Below are 14,799 nucleotides of genomic sequence, written 5' to 3'. Positions count from 1 at the left end.
GCGCTGAATGATCAGGGTCGGGTCTGCTGCGCATCGTCGAGCCAGCGCTCTATATGGGCAGCCAGCAGGTCGGCAATCGGCAGGCAGGCACCGAGCCGGTACAGGTTCCAGTAATGTCCCTCCAGGGTGCGATTGACCAGCAGCGTACCGGACGCCGGCTGCAGGCTGCCGAGCGCCGACATGACCAGAGGAAAGAGTTCGACCAGTTGCTGGTGCAGCGATGCGCCACGGAAGTCCCACTGCGCGCCTGGCTGCAACAGGGGATGCAGCAGCTTGGTGAATGCGACGGTACAGGCCATGCGGTGGCGCGCTGCCGGGCTGGCGTCCCCCCAGCGCCTGGAACGCAGGCTCCAGGGCCTCGCTGGAAGGTCCGCGCAGGGCCTCGAACATTTGCACGTAGGCACTCAGCAACCGGGGCGGCAGAGGCACGACGCTGCCGAAATCGTAGACCACCAGCTCGCCCGTCTCGGTCCAGGCGAGGTTGCCCGGATGCGGATCGGCATGCAGCAGCCCCATGCCGAACGCCTGCTCGGCCAGCCATGCACACAGGGTTTGCGCCAGGCGTTGGCGGACCTCCATGGGCGCCTGATCGACTTCGTTCATGGATCGGCCCTGTACTTCCTCCATCACCAGCACCCCCGGCCGGCACAGCTCCGGCATGGCGAAGGGGATGTGCACATCGGGCCAATTCTCGAAGTGCTGGGCGAAACGCTCGACATTCTGCCGCTCCGCCTCGTAATCAAGCTCCTGGTCGATGGCTCGTTGCAGCTCTCGATAGGCGGCTTCGAGCCGAGCGGACGGCGTGCCGAACAGCCGGCCCAGCGGCATCAGTCGCCGCAACTGCCGCATGTCCGCATCGCAGATGGCGTGGATGCCCGGATACTGCACCTTCATCATCAGCACCCTTCCCTGCCGGTCACGGGCGCGGTGCACCTGACCCAGCGAGGCCGCGGCGGCCGGAACCGGCTCGATGGTGTCGAACAGTTCATACAGCTGGCCGTCGTAGCGTCGTTGCAGGTGCGCTTCCAGCGAGCTAAACGGCAGCGACGGCACCTGGTTCTGCAGTCGCGCCAATGCCGCGCTGATCGGCGGGGGTAGGACGTCCTGCCACTGCGAAGCCTGCTGGCCGAGCTTGAGCACCGGGCCTTTCATCTGCCCCAGGGTGTCACCCAGCAACTCACCGACCGGTTCCCAGTCGACGCGTGCCTTGCCGGGCGTGATGCGTTGCACAAGCAGGTTGCCGGCGACGCGCGCGCCTGTGCCGCCCAGGCGCAGAAAGCGCCCAAGCGCTGAAGCCGATGGACCTGAAAATCGAGACATGCAGGGGACCCGGAGCAGCCAAAGGCCGATCATGGAGGAGCATGGCGGTCGATCCAAGAGCCAATGGTTGCAGCCTGTTGCGCCATCGCTTCGTTGTTCGGCATTGACGACAACAACAACGGACTCGAACTGGTGCGTGAGATCCGTTCGCGGCAATTCGACGTGCCGGTTCTGCTCACCAGCGGCTACGCCGAGGCCGTGAGGCAACCCGCCGAAGCCGAAGGGGTAGCGATACTGGCCAAGCCCTACCGGCTGGAAGAACTCGCCTCGGCACTGGTGACGGCGCTCGAGCGCGTCGACGCCTGAACGTCCATGGCTTGCCACCCGTTTCCCACCGCTCAGAACTAAGCGCAGCCAGGACCGTCGAAACGGCAGCCTGACCCGCGGCTTATAAGCTGCGGCGACCCATGCATCGCGCCCGTTGCGCCCAATCACAAGGAACCGATCGATGCCCGCCCGGAACAACCTGCCCAGCCGCCCTGCCCCATTCCGTCGAAACCAGTTGCCACATGCCGCCGCGCTTGCCGGCCTGCTGCTGGCCGGTACGTCTTCCCTTGCGTTGGCGGAGGAACAGGCCATCGCCGCACGGGACGCGGCAAACAAGCGCTGGAGCACCCAGCAGATCGAGCAACCCAAAGCGCACCCGCCAGAGCTCGATGCCAGGTACAACCACGTCATCACCTTTGGTCAATCACTGGCCTCAGCCGCCGAGGGCTGGCCTGCGCTGTCGAAACAGCCGGGCTACGACAACCTGATGCTCGGTGATGCAACACGCTCAGCCACCTTCAGCGGCGATCGCTTTGTCCCGGTCGGTGGCGTCGCGTTCAAGCCGCTGCGGGCGGTGGTGCAGCTCAAGCGCGACCCAAAGACGCTGCTCGACGCTGACGCCGTGGCGAAGCTGGAAAAACAGGCGCAGGAAGAAGGCGAATCTGTGGAAGTCGGCGCGCTGAACATGGCCCGACGGCTTTACCTGCAGAGCAAGGGGCTCGATGCCGACCCGGCGCATCTGCTCGTCGCCAGCAACGCCGCCACGTCCGGACGCTCCATAGCGCAACTGGCGAAGGTCGGCGGCACCAACGAGTATCGACGGGTGCTGCAGGCCGTGGACCAGGCACGCCAGGCCGCCCAGGCCGAAGGCGGAAGCTACAGCCTCAGCGCCTTTTTCTGGCTCCAGGGCGAATACGATTACGCCGAAGTGCAAGGCGGCATCAATGACAAGGCCAACTACAAGAAGATGCTGCGCCAGCTGCGCGAGGACCTGAACGCCGACACCGCAAAGGCCATCGGCCAGAAACGCATGCCGGCATTCATCAGCTACCAGACCGACGCCAAAACCTCGGTGGTCGACGGCAGCCTGGACATCGGCATGGCGCAATGGGAACTGGCGCAGGAACAGCCCGGCTGGTACCTGGCCGGGCCAGTCTATCCCTACGTCGACAAGGGCACGCATCTGTCGGCCAACGGCTATCGCTGGTTCGGCCAGATGCTTGGCAAAGTCTTTCATCAGGTCGTGGTGGAGCAGCGCGGCTGGCTGCCGCTTTCACCCCGGCGCGCCACGGTCGAAGGCCGCGAGATCTTGATTGATTTCCACGTGCCGCATCCGCCCCTGGCCTTCAGCGAACCCTATATCGGACATGACGCGCGGATGATCGAGAACTACGGCTTCGTCCTGACCGACCAGCAGGGCAAGGTGCCGGTGGAAAATATCGAAGCCGCCGCCGATACGGTGCTGCGCATCGTAGCGGGCCGCGACCTGGCTGGAATCCCCACGATCCGCTACGCCAGCCACGAAGTGGGCGGTGCCGGTGAGCTGCATGACAGCGACCCGACCGTGGCAGACGCCAACTACGAATACCTGCCTGATGAAGGCATGCCGGAAGAAGCGAACATCGAGGCACTGGTGGACAAGCCCTACCCGCTCTACAACTGGTCCATTGCCTTTGAACTCAAGCCCAGCAAAGGACACGACTCGGCGCGCTGATCCTCGATTGCGCACCCTCGGCGAATGCGACGACGAAGGGTGCGCCTGCATAGAGCGGTGCCTTGCCGGCGCCGCTCCGCAACGGTGCAAGCGCTCCCTCCCAACCCGGCATGGACAGGCGCTGCGCATCGCCAGATCACGGAGAAGATGACTCGCCGCTGCGGCCCAGGCCCCGTCATCAGTGGCTTGTGCCTAGCTTGAGAAATATTGTGTACCGCGCGTTTCCGATTCTGACGCGTTTATTGCATACGAGCCTGTATCAATAAACCTCAAGGAATCGCAGCATGCTTAAGCACACCCTGATCGCCAGCGCTCTCTGTGCGCTGTTCACTCAATCCGCCCTGGCCGCGGACAAGGTTCGCTGGCTCAATGACTGGCTGCCGGCTGGCGACAAGGCCGCGATCTACCTGGGCGTCGAGCAGGGACTGTTTGCCGCCGAAGGCATCGAAGTGGAAATCTCCAGCGCCCGTGGCGGCAGCGACGTAGTCACCAAACTGGCCACCGCCAGCGCCGACTTCGGCTCCGCTGGCCTGGCCTCAGTGCTGCAGGCCAAGGCGCAGGGTGACGTGCCTGTCGTGGCCATCGCACCGATCTACAACAAGCAGCCGGACGCCTTCTTCACCACCGAAGGCTCGGGCATCGAAAGCTTCAAGGACATCGTCGGCAAGACCGTCGCCACGCCGACCTTCTCCGCCTCCAACGTGGTTTGGCCGCTGCTGCTCGAGCGCAACGGCATCTCTGCCGACAGCGTCAAGCTGCTCAAGCTCGACCCGGGCGCCCTGGCCCCGATGCTGGCGACCGGCAAGGTGGACGCCACCATCAACTGGATTCCCGTTGCGCCGGGCTTCAGGCGTGCGCTGGGCGAAGCCGACAAGACGTTAGAGATCCTGCCCTGGTCCGAATACGGCTTCGAAGGGTACGGCCTCTCGCTGATTGCCTCGCAGCGCTTCGTGCAGAGCAACCCGGAACTGGCAAAGCGATTCGTCAGGGCGTACCTCCAGGCCAACGCCAATGCCATTGCCGATCCTGCTGCCGCAGCCGCTGCCCTGAAGAAGATGGTTCCGGAAGTGGACGAACAGCAGGCCGAAGAGCAGTTCGCCGCCTCGGTGCCACTGATGCAGAACGAGATCAGCCAGGCGGAAGGCAAGGGCTTCGATGCCAAGCGTCTGGCCGTGACCTGGGAGTGGGTGGCCAAGGCGCAAGGCCTGGATCTGGATAGCCTGGACCCGGCCACTGCCATCGACGCCAGCTTTGCCGAGTAACGCTGATGACCGCAGCCCTGAAACAACCCAGCCGGCCGAGCATCGTCTTCGACGGCGTCACCCAGGTGTTCACTTCCTCCGATGGCAGCGAGGTGACCGCACTCGACAGCGCCAGCTTCGATATCGCTCGGCATGAGTTCATCGCCGTGATAGGCCCCTCCGGCTGCGGCAAGTCCACGCTGATGCGGATCCTCGCCGGGTTGGTCCGGCCGACCCGCGGCGAAGTGAGCATCTATGGCAAGCCGGTGACCGGGCCGCGGGATGAAATCGGCATCGTGTTCCAGAAGCCGACCCTGCTGCCCTGGTTGAACATCCGCGACAACCTGACCTTTCCGATGCGGCATAAATATGGTCGCGTCACCGCGCAGGAAATCCTGCGCGGTGACGAGCTGCTGGAGATGGTCGGTCTCAAGGATTTCTGCGGCAAGCGTCCGGACGAGTTGTCCGGCGGTATGCAGCAGCGTGCCGCCATCGCCCGCGCGCTGTTGCATGACCCGGAAATCCTGCTGATGGATGAGCCATTCTCCGCGCTGGACGCCCTGACCCGCGACGAAATGAGCCTGGAGCTGCTGCGCATCTGGACGCAGCGGCCCAAGACCGTGCTGTTCATCACCCACTCGATTCCCGAGGCGCTGCTGCTGGCTGACCGCATCCTGGTGATGTCGGCGCGCCCCGGCCGCGTGCAGGAGATCATCGATGTCGACCTGCCGCGCCCGCGGTCCATGGAAACCCTCACGGAGCCCCGATTCAATGAGCTCGCCAACCACATCCGCCGCCAGGTCTTCTCCCGTCATGTCGGCCTTTAAGTTCAAACTCGGCGAGCGACTGGCGCCGTGGCTGGCACTGCTCGCCTTGCTGCTGGTGTGGGAAGCGGCCTGCCGATTGTTGAAGCTGCCGAGCTTCGTCCTGCCCTCGCCCAGCGCCATCCTGGCCGCAGCCGCCAAGGTCGGTTTTGCCGGCTGGAGCGACCACCTGCTCGCCACCTTGCGCGTGACCCTGATGGGCTACGGCCTGTCGATCCTGATCGGCATTCCGCTGGCCATCGCCCTGGCGTCCTCGAAGCTGCTGTCGCGCACGCTCTACCCGCTGCTGGTGATCGTTCAGTCGACGCCCATCGTGGCGGTGGCGCCGATCATCGTGGTGGTGATGGGTGCTGGCGACCTGCCGCGCGTGTTCATCACCTTTCTGATCGCCTTCTTTCCCATCGTGGTGTCCTGCGTCACCGGCTTGCTGGCGACGCCTGAAGAACTGGTGGAACTGTCACGCTCGCTGGGCGCGTCGCGCTCACGCGAGTACCGCAACATCCGCCTGCCCTATGCAGTCCCGCATCTGTTCGCGGCCTTGCGCATCTCCATCACCCTGGCGGTGATTGGCGCGGTGGTGGCCGAGTTCGTCGCGGCGGAAAAGGGCCTGGGCTACTTCATCAACTTCTCTACCTCGATGTTCCAGGTCCCGCAGGCCTTTGCCGCGCTGATGATGCTGGTGGTGATCAGCCTGGTGCTGTTCCACCTGATCGGCCTGGCGCAGAAGCTGCTGTTCCCCTGGAGCCTGCCCAAGGGGCAGCAGTGAGATGCGTGGGCGAATGCATTCGCCCCTCCGTAAAGCCCGGTCCGAGAAACTCCTGAAGGCCGAACCTGCTCGGCCGCTCCTTTGTGTATGACCCCAACACCGATGAGACCCGCATGAACGAACAAGACCTCACCCTGCTACGCAAGAGCTTCGATGTGGCCCGCCGCGCGCGCGAAAGCGGCACCCATCCATTCGGCGCGATTCTCGCCGGGCCCGATGGCGAGGTGCTGCTGGAACAGGGCAACGCCTACCTGCCCGATCACGACATGACCGGCCACGCCGAACGGGTGCTGATGACACGCGCCTCGACCACCTACACGCCCGAATTCCTCGCCGGGTGCACCATGTATACCTCGGCCGAACCCTGCGCGATGTGCGCCGGCGCCGCCTACTGGGTCGGCCTGGGCCGGGTGGTGTACGGCTTGTCCGAGCACAGCCTGAAGCAGCTGACCGGCAATCACCCGGAAAACCCGACGCTGGATCTGCCCTGCCGCGTGGTTTTCGGCAGCGGCCAACGTCAGGTCGAGGTAATCGGCCCGCTGCTGGAAGACGAAGCTGCGGCGCTGCACGAAGGCGTGTGGTAGTTCATCCGGCAGGTAGCGCCAGTATCAGGCAAGTGCCCGGCAGGATTTGCCTAACGCTCCGCCAGCCCGCCTCCCTAGCATTGGTTCCACAGCACATTGGTGCTGATCACTGCAACCGGAGGTCCGCACATGTCCCACATCAACGGAAAAGTCATCGTCATCACCGGCGCCAGCAGCGGCATCGGTGAAGCCACCGCGCGGCTGCTGGCCGGCCAGGGCGCGCGCGTGGTGCTCGGCGCGCGTCGTCTCGAACGGCTCGAGGCGCTGGCCGCGGACATCAACGCTGCTGGCGGCAGCGCCCTGGCGCGCGCGCTGGACGTCACCCGGCGCGACGACATGCAAGCATTCATCGATAGCGCCGAACAGCATTTCGGTCGCGTCGACGTGATCATCAACAACGCCGGGGTGATGCCGCTTTCCAGGCTCGACGCGCTGAAGGTGGATGAATGGGATCGCATGATCGACGTGAACGTTCGTGGCGTCCTGCACGGCATCGCCGCGGGCCTGCCCCTGATGCAACGCCAGCGCAGCGGGCAATTCATCAACATCGCCTCGATCGGTGCCTATGCGGTCAGCCCGACGGCAGCGGTGTACTGCGCCACCAAATATGCGGTGCGCGCCATCAGCGAAGGGCTGCGGCAGGAGGTCGGCGGCGATATCCGGGTGACACTGATCTCGCCCGGCGTGACCGAATCCGAGCTGGCCGAGAGCATCTCCGACGGGGATGCGCGCGCCGCCATGCGGGAATTTCGCAAAGGGGCCATCCCCGCTGAAGCCATCGCCCGGGCCATCGCCTACGCCGTGGACCAGACGGCGGATGTGGACGTCAGCGAGCTGATCGTTCGCCCAACCGCCAGTCCATACTGAGTGCCGCCGCTCAGGCGATGCTGCGCAGGCGGGCCATGTCCTTGACCGGGGACGCGCCGAACAGGCGGCTGTATTCGCGGCTGAACTGCGATGGGCTTTCGTAGCCGACCCGATAGGCCGCCGTCGAGACATCGAGGCCCTCGACCATCAGCAAGCGGCGGGCTTCCTGCAAACGCAGCTGTTTCTGGTATTGCAGGGGGCTCATGGCGGTCAGCGCCTTGAAGCGATGGTGCAGGCTGGAACTGCTGAGGTTGACCCGGCGGGCCAGGTCGTCGATGCGCAGCGGCTCGACGTAGTTGCGGTTGAGCCACTCGATGGCATCGTTGACCCGGTGCGACTGGCTGCCCTGCAACGCCACGGCCTGAAGATGCTGGCCCTGCGGGCCGCAGAGCAGGCGGTAGAAGATCTCCCGTACGGCCAGTGGCGCCAGCACGGGAATGTCCTTCGGATCCCCCAGCAGGCGGACCAGTCGCAGCGTTGCGTCCAGCAGCGGCGAATCGATCCGATCCAGATACAGGCCGCGTCCTGCGGCTTCGACAGGGGCCGGTGCGGGGTCGGTCTCGGTGACCAGCGCGGCGATCAGAGAGGGGTCGATATCCAGGCGAATGCAGAGATAGGGCTCTTCGCTGGACGCCCGGATAACGCAGCCGGCAACCGGCAAGGTCACCGACACCACCAGATAATGCAGCGGGTCGTAGCGGTAGAGCTCGTCGGCCAGGCGCACTTCCTTGCCGCCCTGCACGATGATGCACAGCGCCGGCTTGTGCAGCCCGTAGACCATCTCGCCGGGGCTTGCGCAGCGAATCAGGTGCAGCGGTTCAATGGCCGTCTGGTGCATGCCATCGCAACCGACAAAACCTTCAACCAGCCGCGCCAGCTCGGCACGCTGGGCGCTGGTGTCGTCCCTGGCGGGAGACATGAACGAGTTCACGAGGCGGGCCTCCTGCGATACGAGGGAGGTCAGCTTAGCAGCTCATCCAGACGTCGCAGCAGCGCTGGTCGCTCCGGTTCTGGCTCGCCTAGACAGAAACGCCGGCACGAGGCCGGCGCTATCCAATCGGGCTCGATCAGCTACGAGCGCGTTCAGCGTCGCGCAGTGCCTTAACCTGATCATGGTTGCGCTGCACGCCCTGCATCTGGCGTTCGACCACCGAGCGGACATCCATCGGCAGGTCTTTTTCAAGCGCCTTGCGGTAGCTCTTGAGGGCCACATCTTCACCGCGTTCGCACTCATTGAGGATCGCTTCGTCGTCCTTGCCGGTAATCATCGACTTCAGGTCGACCCAGCGACGATGCATGTCGGCGGCGGTGCTGGTGCTGGTTTCCGGATCGCCACCGAGGGTGCGTACCAGCTGCTGCAATTCGGCAGCCGCGGTCGCGCAATCCTGGGCACGCTGGGTCATGGTGGTCTTGAGCTGCGGGTTCTTCAGGTCATCGGCGCATTCGCGAAAGCCTTTCTCGCCGTCCTTGCTGGTTTCGATGAGATCGTTGAGTACGGAAATCGTGTCTTTGGTATCCATTGAGCAGTTCTCCTGCGGGGCTAGTGAACGGCCGGAATGAACACGGCCAACCTGTTAAGTCGACTGCGCCGTTTCGCCAAAGGTTCAGCCCGCCCCGCTCGCTGGTCACCATGAGTTGCGCACGCGAAGGGATAGGTTTGCCTGCAACCCGCCTGCACAGTCGTGATCCGGCCATGAGAGCCAACCGGACAAAGGGAGGCCTATGTGCCTGTTTAGGGTTTGACAGATCACTTCGCAAATTCCTAGTATCGATGCAGTTGCAAAATTCAGTACCGCACTGCAAAACAATAATAGGCTTTTAAAGCCCCAGGAGTGATCATGCGCCGCGTTGCCCGTCCCCTTCTTGTTGCAATTCTTCCGATTTGCTTGAGCACTTCCCTTGCCGCACAGGCCAAGGAAATCGAACTTCCCAAGACAATGGCCTGGACCGCCTACGGCACCAATTCCAGCGGCTATGCCCAGGCCGTCGCCATTGGCGGCATGCTGCAAAAGGAGTACGGGACGTCGGTGCGCATCCTTCCCGGCGATAATGATGTTTCCCGCATGACCCCGTTGAAGAACGGGCGCGTGCAGCTCTGTGCCTGCGGCATCGCCAGCTACTACGGCGCCGAAGGCGTGCTGATGTTCGCCAACCGCGATTGGGGCCCGCAGCCGCTGCGGGTGCTGACCACCTCCAGCGCCACCTTCGCCCTGTCGCTGGCGGTGGCTGGCGACCTCGGCGTGGAGACCCCGGCGGATCTCAAGGGCAAGCGCATCGCCTACATCCGCGGAGACGACGCGCTGAACAAGGGCACCGAGGCCTTTCTCGCCTTCGGCGGCCTGACCTGGGACGACGTGACCCGCGTGGATTACCCCGGCTACGCCCGCTCGTTCGACGGCATCATTGCCGGCGACGTGGATGCATCCTTCACCACCACCGTCACCCCGCCCGCCCAGCAGCTGGCCAGCAGCCCACGCGGCGTGACCTGGCCGGTGCTGGACCCGAACGATGAGGCCGGCTGGCAACGGATGAAAGCCGTGGCGCCTTATTTCCAGCCACTGAAAGCCACCTCCGGCGCCGGCGGCATCTCTCCGGACAACCCGGTCGATAGCGCGAGCTATCCCTACCCCATCGTGGTCGCCAACGCAGACCTCGACGACAACACCGCCTACGGCCTGGTCAAGGCCCTGCAGGACCACTACGACAGCTACAAGGACAGCGCCCCCGGCGCCGCGGGTTATGCCGCCGATAACCAGGACATGACCTGGGTGGTGCCCTTCCATGACGCCGTGGTCGATTACTACAAGGAAATCGGCATCTGGACCGATGAGATGCAGGCCCACCAGGACCAGCTGATCAAGCGCCAGAACCTGTTGCTCGACACCTGGAAGACCTTCATGGCCGGCGATACGCCAAAGGAAGAGGAAGCCTTTGCCGCGGCCTGGATGAAGATTCGCGCCAACGCTCTTACAAAGGCCGGCTTTACTCCCGTCTTCGAGTAACCCGCACTATCGGCGAACCTGACCCGGCGCTGATGCCGGGTCGTGTCGTCATCTACTGCCGCACACTGCACGGATCACTCCATGAATAGCGATACTCCGGAAGCCAAAGCGGTCGAAGCCAAGGAAATGATCAGCCGCGTGCGCACCCTGCCGCGCGTGCTGCGCTGGCTACCCGCCGCCGTGACGGTGGCGCTCGTCCTGATGACCCTCGATTACCTGTTCAACCTGGGCCTGCTGCGCGTCATCACCGGGCTTGAAACGCAGTTCTACTACGCCGTGGTGGCCCTGTTGCTGCCACTGGTGTATTTGCTCTGGCCGGCGTTTGCGTCCGGCCAGGACAAGCCGGTGCCCTGGTACGACTACATCCTATTCGCCGTGACAGCAGTGGTGAGTGGCTATTTCGTGGTCAACGCCGAGACCATCCTCGAGCGTGGCTGGGGCTTCGATGCGCCGCAGCAGGCGGTCTGGTTCAGCTACGCCTTGTGGATCCTGATCATCGAAGCGGCGCGGCGCGCCGGCGGCTGGCCGATTGCGCTGATCGTGGCGCTGTTTTCCTGCTATCCGATGGTGGCCGACATCATGCCCGGTCCGATCCAGGCCTTTCCCTCGACACTGGAACAGGCGGCGATCTACCACACCATGAGCACCGAGAGTGTCATGGGCGTGCCGCTGCAAGCCTTTGCCGGCCTGGTCATCGGCTTCCTGATCTTCGGTGTGGTGCTGCAGAAGTCCGGCGGCGGCGCCTTCTTCATCAACCTCGCCTTCGCCCTGCTGGGGCATGTTCGCGGCGGACCGGCCAAGGTGTCGATTTTCGCCAGTGGCCTGATGGGCTCGATGAGCGGCAGCGTCATCACCAACGTGTTGACCACCGGCGTGTTGTCGATTCCGGCCATGCGCCGCATCGGCATGAGCCGATCCTTCGCCGGCGGGGTCGAGGCCTGCGCCTCCACCGGCGGTGTGCTGATGCCTCCCGTGATGGGCGCCACGGCGTTCGTCATGGCGATGTTCCTCGACGTGCCCTACTCGGCGGTCGCGCTCGCCGCGGTGATCCCGTCGGTGCTGTATTTCCTCGGATTGTTCATTCAGATCGACGCCTACGCCGCGCGCAACAACATCGAAGGCCTGCCGAAAGCCGAGCTGCCGTCGATAAAGGAGACGCTCAAGGAAGGCTGGTACTTCATCTTCGTTTTCGCTCTGCTAGTGTGGATGCTGCTGGTAATGCAGCGCGAAGCGGTGGCGCCCTTCTATGCCACAGCGCTGCTGCTGGTGATGAATCAATTTTCTAAGAAGCACCGCTGGGGCTGGGGCGATGTGGGTGACACCCTGGGCTCGGCGGCCAAGCTATTTGCCGAGTTGATCGCCATCCTCGCCGGGGTCGGCATGCTGGTCGGAGCCCTGTCGATGACTGGCCTGTCCGGCACCATCGCCAACGACTTCATTCACCTGGCCGGCGGCAGCGTGCCGCTGCTGCTGATCATGGGCGCGCTGACCAGTTTCGTGCTGGGCATCGGCATGACCGTCACCGCCGCCTACATCTTCCTCGCCGTGGCGCTCGCCCCGGCGCTGATCCAGGGCGGCGGGCTCGATCCGATGGCGGTGCACATGTTCATCCTCTACTGGGGCATGCTCAGCTTCATTACCCCACCCGTGGCGCTGGGCGCCTTCGCCGCCGCCACGGTGGCCGGCGCGCGGCCGATGGAGACCGGGCTGCAGGCGATGCGGCTGGGCAGCGTGATCTACTTCATTCCGTTCATGTTCGTGCTCAACCCCGCGCTGATCATGCAGGGGCCACTGTGGGAGATCGCGCTGGTGTTCTGCCAGGCGGTGCTCGGCATCATCCTCTTCGCCTCGGCGATGCAGGGCTATCTGATCGGCGTCGGCCGGCTGGGCCACAGCATCGCGGTCGAGGCGGTGACCCGGACACTGATCCTCGTCGCCGGGCTGTGCGTGGCGATTCCCGGCGGCGGGCCGATTCCGTTCAGTCACCTGCAACTGCTGATCGTGGGCGTCGCCGCTGCTGTCCCGGCGATCCTGCTGGCCAAGTGGAGCCAGCGGCGGGGAGGGGTTCATCCGACGGTGGTTGTTTGAGTGGAGCTTTGGCACCCGACCCGCGCTGATCGGGGCTATTGGTCAGTGGCGGGTGATTGCTGTTGATTCAGTTCGTAATGCTGGTTTAGGCGAATGGTGGTGTTTGAGGGCATGGTTTCGCCCTGCTGATGCGAAGGTGCCTGATGGCAGAGTTTCGCCCTGCGGGGCGACTCACTTTTTTCAGTCGCACGGATGGCCGCCCCGCCAAAAGTAAGCAAAAACGCTTGCCCCGCCATCCGGCCCCGGCTTCGCCGGGGTTCGTTCACTCCCTCGCCGCTCCAAGGCATTAACCAGCCGAACTCAACGGCGCCAGAGGACTACCCATCCCCTGCGCCCGCTCCCGCAACTTCCCCTTGAGAATCTTGCCAGTCGCCGTCGCCGGCAACGCCTCTACCAGCACGATCTGGCAAGGCCGCTTGTAGGGCGCCAGCCGCTCGGCCGCGAAGCTGAGCAGTTCGGCTTCGGTGAGGTCTGCACCTGCAGCACACTGGACGAAGGCCACCACCTCCTCGTTGCCGGGGATCTGCCGTCCCACCACAGCCGAGAGCGTGACCTGCGGATGCGAATTGAGCACCGCCTCGACATCGGGCGGGTAGATGTTGAAGCCCGAACGGATGATCAACTCCTTGCTACGCCCAACGATGAACAACTCGCCATGGTCGTCGACCCGGGCGATATCGCCGGTGTTCAGCCAACCGTCTTCCGTCAGGCAGGCGCGGGTCGCTTCCGGCTGGCGAAAGTAGCCCCGCATGACGTTGGGACCGCGAACCCACAATTCGCCCGTCTCCGGTGCATCGGCATCGGCACTCTGCAGCGGCTCGAGGCGGTATTCGAGCATCGGCAGGACGCGGCCGACCGTGGTGCTGGTGTGGCGGTCTTCGATGCGCGTCTGGCTGATGGTCGGGCTGGCTTCGGTCAGTCCATAGCCGTTGTGCAGGGTCATGCCGAAACAGGCTTCGACCCGCCGCTTGGTCTCGCCATCGAGCGGCGAGCCACCTGCGGAGATATAGATCAGCTCAGGCGCATGCAGCGAGAGGCCCTGCTGTTTGAGATAGTCCAACAGCCGCGCGTACATGGCAGGCACGCCCTGCAACACGGTAATGCGCTCCTCGCCCAGCGCCTTCAGCAACGCCGCCGGTTCGAAACGCGGCGCGGGATACAGGCAGGCACCATTGTAGAGCGAGCCCATGCACACCGAAGCCAGCCCGAAGATGTGCGACATCGGCAGCACACCGTATACCCGCTGGCCTTCGCTGAGATGGCGCATGCCGCCTGAGATCGAGGCGATATAGAGGATGCCGCGGTGCGTCAGCATTACGCCCTTCGGCGTTCCGGTGGTGCCAGAGGTATAGATCATCGCCGCCACTTGCCTGGCGCCGCTGGCATGCACCGGCTCAGGGTCCGTCTCGGCCAGCGGGCTGATCATCATGCCACCCAATCGACGATGCTCGATACGCTCTGCCGCGTGACGCACGCCGTGCTCCTGCGCCTCGGCAGAAGCCGACGTGGTGTAGAAGACGCGCCGTGGCTCGCAGTTTTCCCGGATCGCATCCACCTCACTGGCGGACAGCCGGGCGTTGACGATGGCCAGCCAGGCATCCAGCTCGCTCGCCGCCAGCAGCAGCACCACCAGCGCCCTGCAGTTCTCTCCCACGCTCATCAGGCGGTCGCCGGGGCGCACACCCAGCTCGGTCAGCCAGGCCGCGGTCGCGCGAATCTCTTGCGCAAGTTCCGCATAGCTCCAACGTATATCGCCTTCGACCAGCGCAGCCAGATCAGGCGTTTGCAGGGCGCGCTGGAGCACCCGCGTGCTCAGGCGTTCCGGCAACTCGCCCAGCAGCTCGCTGGCCCAGCGCCCATTGATCAGCTCGTCCGGGGTCGTCCTGGGCTGTGACAGGAGCATCAGGACACCTCACTCTGGCGAAATGAATACCCATGACCTTGATTCGGCAGCGTTGCAGGGCCGGGCATGCTCGCCCGATGAAGAGTACGCATGGCAATTGTCCTGACCGTTTTGTCGTTGTAGTAGCGGTGACTAACGAATGAGTGAATACGACGCACTGTTTCGCAGTGCGAAATATCATTCCGTTAAGACAGATCCGACTTTTGCACAGCCGCCAGTGTCC

General features: G+C 64.3%; 12 protein-coding genes and 1 pseudogene. 9 read left to right on the top strand and 4 right to left on the bottom strand.

The window, feature by feature from the left end:
* Window positions 1-11: 11 nt before the first annotated feature.
* Window positions 12-1,320, bottom strand: a pseudogene (locus AC4LFW_RS02715) (ABC1 kinase family protein).
* Window positions 1,321-1,383: 63 nt separating this feature from the next.
* On the opposite strand from AC4LFW_RS02715, the gene AC4LFW_RS02710 reads away from it, so the two are divergent.
* The 7 genes from AC4LFW_RS02710 (at window position 1,384) to AC4LFW_RS02680 (ending at window position 7,583) form a co-directional block, all read left to right on the top strand.
* Window positions 1,384-1,626, top strand: a complete 243-nt coding sequence (locus AC4LFW_RS02710) for a hypothetical protein (protein ID WP_491817575.1) — start codon at window positions 1,384-1,386, stop codon at window positions 1,624-1,626.
* Between the two features lie 142 nt (window positions 1,627-1,768).
* Window positions 1,769-3,301, top strand: a complete 1,533-nt coding sequence (locus tag AC4LFW_RS02705) for a sialate O-acetylesterase (RefSeq protein ID WP_491817573.1) — start codon at window positions 1,769-1,771, stop codon at window positions 3,299-3,301.
* A gap of 284 nt (window positions 3,302-3,585) precedes the next feature.
* Entirely contained in the window at window positions 3,586-4,563 is a 978-nt protein-coding gene (locus AC4LFW_RS02700) for an ABC transporter substrate-binding protein (protein ID WP_491817571.1), read from the top strand.
* Window positions 4,564-4,568: 5 nt separating this feature from the next.
* On the top strand, window positions 4,569-5,369 hold the full coding sequence (locus AC4LFW_RS02695) for an ABC transporter ATP-binding protein (protein WP_491817569.1): 801 nt from the start codon (window positions 4,569-4,571) through the stop codon (window positions 5,367-5,369).
* Complete coding sequence (locus AC4LFW_RS02690; RefSeq protein WP_491817567.1) at window positions 5,356-6,132, top strand: ABC transporter permease; 777 nt, start codon at window positions 5,356-5,358, stop codon at window positions 6,130-6,132. The genes AC4LFW_RS02695 and AC4LFW_RS02690 overlap by 14 nt, the downstream gene beginning before the upstream one ends.
* 113 nt (window positions 6,133-6,245) lie before the next feature.
* Window positions 6,246-6,716 carry a nucleoside deaminase gene (locus AC4LFW_RS02685; RefSeq protein WP_491817565.1) on the top strand — a complete coding sequence of 157 codons (471 nt, stop codon included), beginning with the start codon at window positions 6,246-6,248 and terminating at the stop codon, window positions 6,714-6,716.
* Window positions 6,717-6,845: 129 nt separating this feature from the next.
* Complete coding sequence (locus AC4LFW_RS02680; RefSeq protein ID WP_491817564.1) at window positions 6,846-7,583, top strand: SDR family oxidoreductase; 738 nt, start codon at window positions 6,846-6,848, stop codon at window positions 7,581-7,583.
* 10 nt (window positions 7,584-7,593) lie between these two features.
* Here the strand turns inward: AC4LFW_RS02680 and AC4LFW_RS02675 are convergent, their stop codons facing one another.
* Complete coding sequence (locus tag AC4LFW_RS02675; protein ID WP_491820106.1) at window positions 7,594-8,502, bottom strand: AraC family transcriptional regulator; 909 nt, start codon at window positions 8,500-8,502, stop codon at window positions 7,594-7,596.
* A gap of 148 nt (window positions 8,503-8,650) precedes the next feature.
* Window positions 8,651-9,103 carry a PA2169 family four-helix-bundle protein gene (locus AC4LFW_RS02670; protein ID WP_491817562.1) on the bottom strand — a complete coding sequence of 151 codons (453 nt, stop codon included), beginning with the start codon at window positions 9,101-9,103 and terminating at the stop codon, window positions 8,651-8,653.
* A gap of 318 nt (window positions 9,104-9,421) precedes the next feature.
* Between AC4LFW_RS02670 and AC4LFW_RS02665 the strand changes: the two genes are divergently transcribed.
* Both AC4LFW_RS02665 and AC4LFW_RS02660 read left to right on the top strand, forming a co-directional pair.
* The gene (locus AC4LFW_RS02665) at window positions 9,422-10,585 is read left to right on the top strand and encodes a TAXI family TRAP transporter solute-binding subunit (RefSeq protein ID WP_491817561.1); all 1,164 of its coding nucleotides are present in this window, start codon (window positions 9,422-9,424) and stop codon (window positions 10,583-10,585) included.
* Window positions 10,586-10,666: 81 nt separating this feature from the next.
* Entirely contained in the window at window positions 10,667-12,673 is a 2,007-nt protein-coding gene (locus AC4LFW_RS02660) for a TRAP transporter permease (RefSeq protein ID WP_491817559.1), read from the top strand.
* Between the two features lie 286 nt (window positions 12,674-12,959).
* Here AC4LFW_RS02660 and AC4LFW_RS02655 read toward each other — a convergent pair whose 3' ends face one another.
* Window positions 12,960-14,576, bottom strand: coding sequence for a class I adenylate-forming enzyme family protein (locus AC4LFW_RS02655; RefSeq protein WP_491817557.1), 1,617 nt, complete (start codon window positions 14,574-14,576; stop codon window positions 12,960-12,962).
* Window positions 14,577-14,799: the final 223 nt, after the last annotated feature.

Source organism: Stutzerimonas sp. C6.4V (assembly GCF_058536345.1).
Note: the sequence above shows the minus strand (reverse complement) of the source record. Positions and strands in the feature narration are given on the sequence as shown.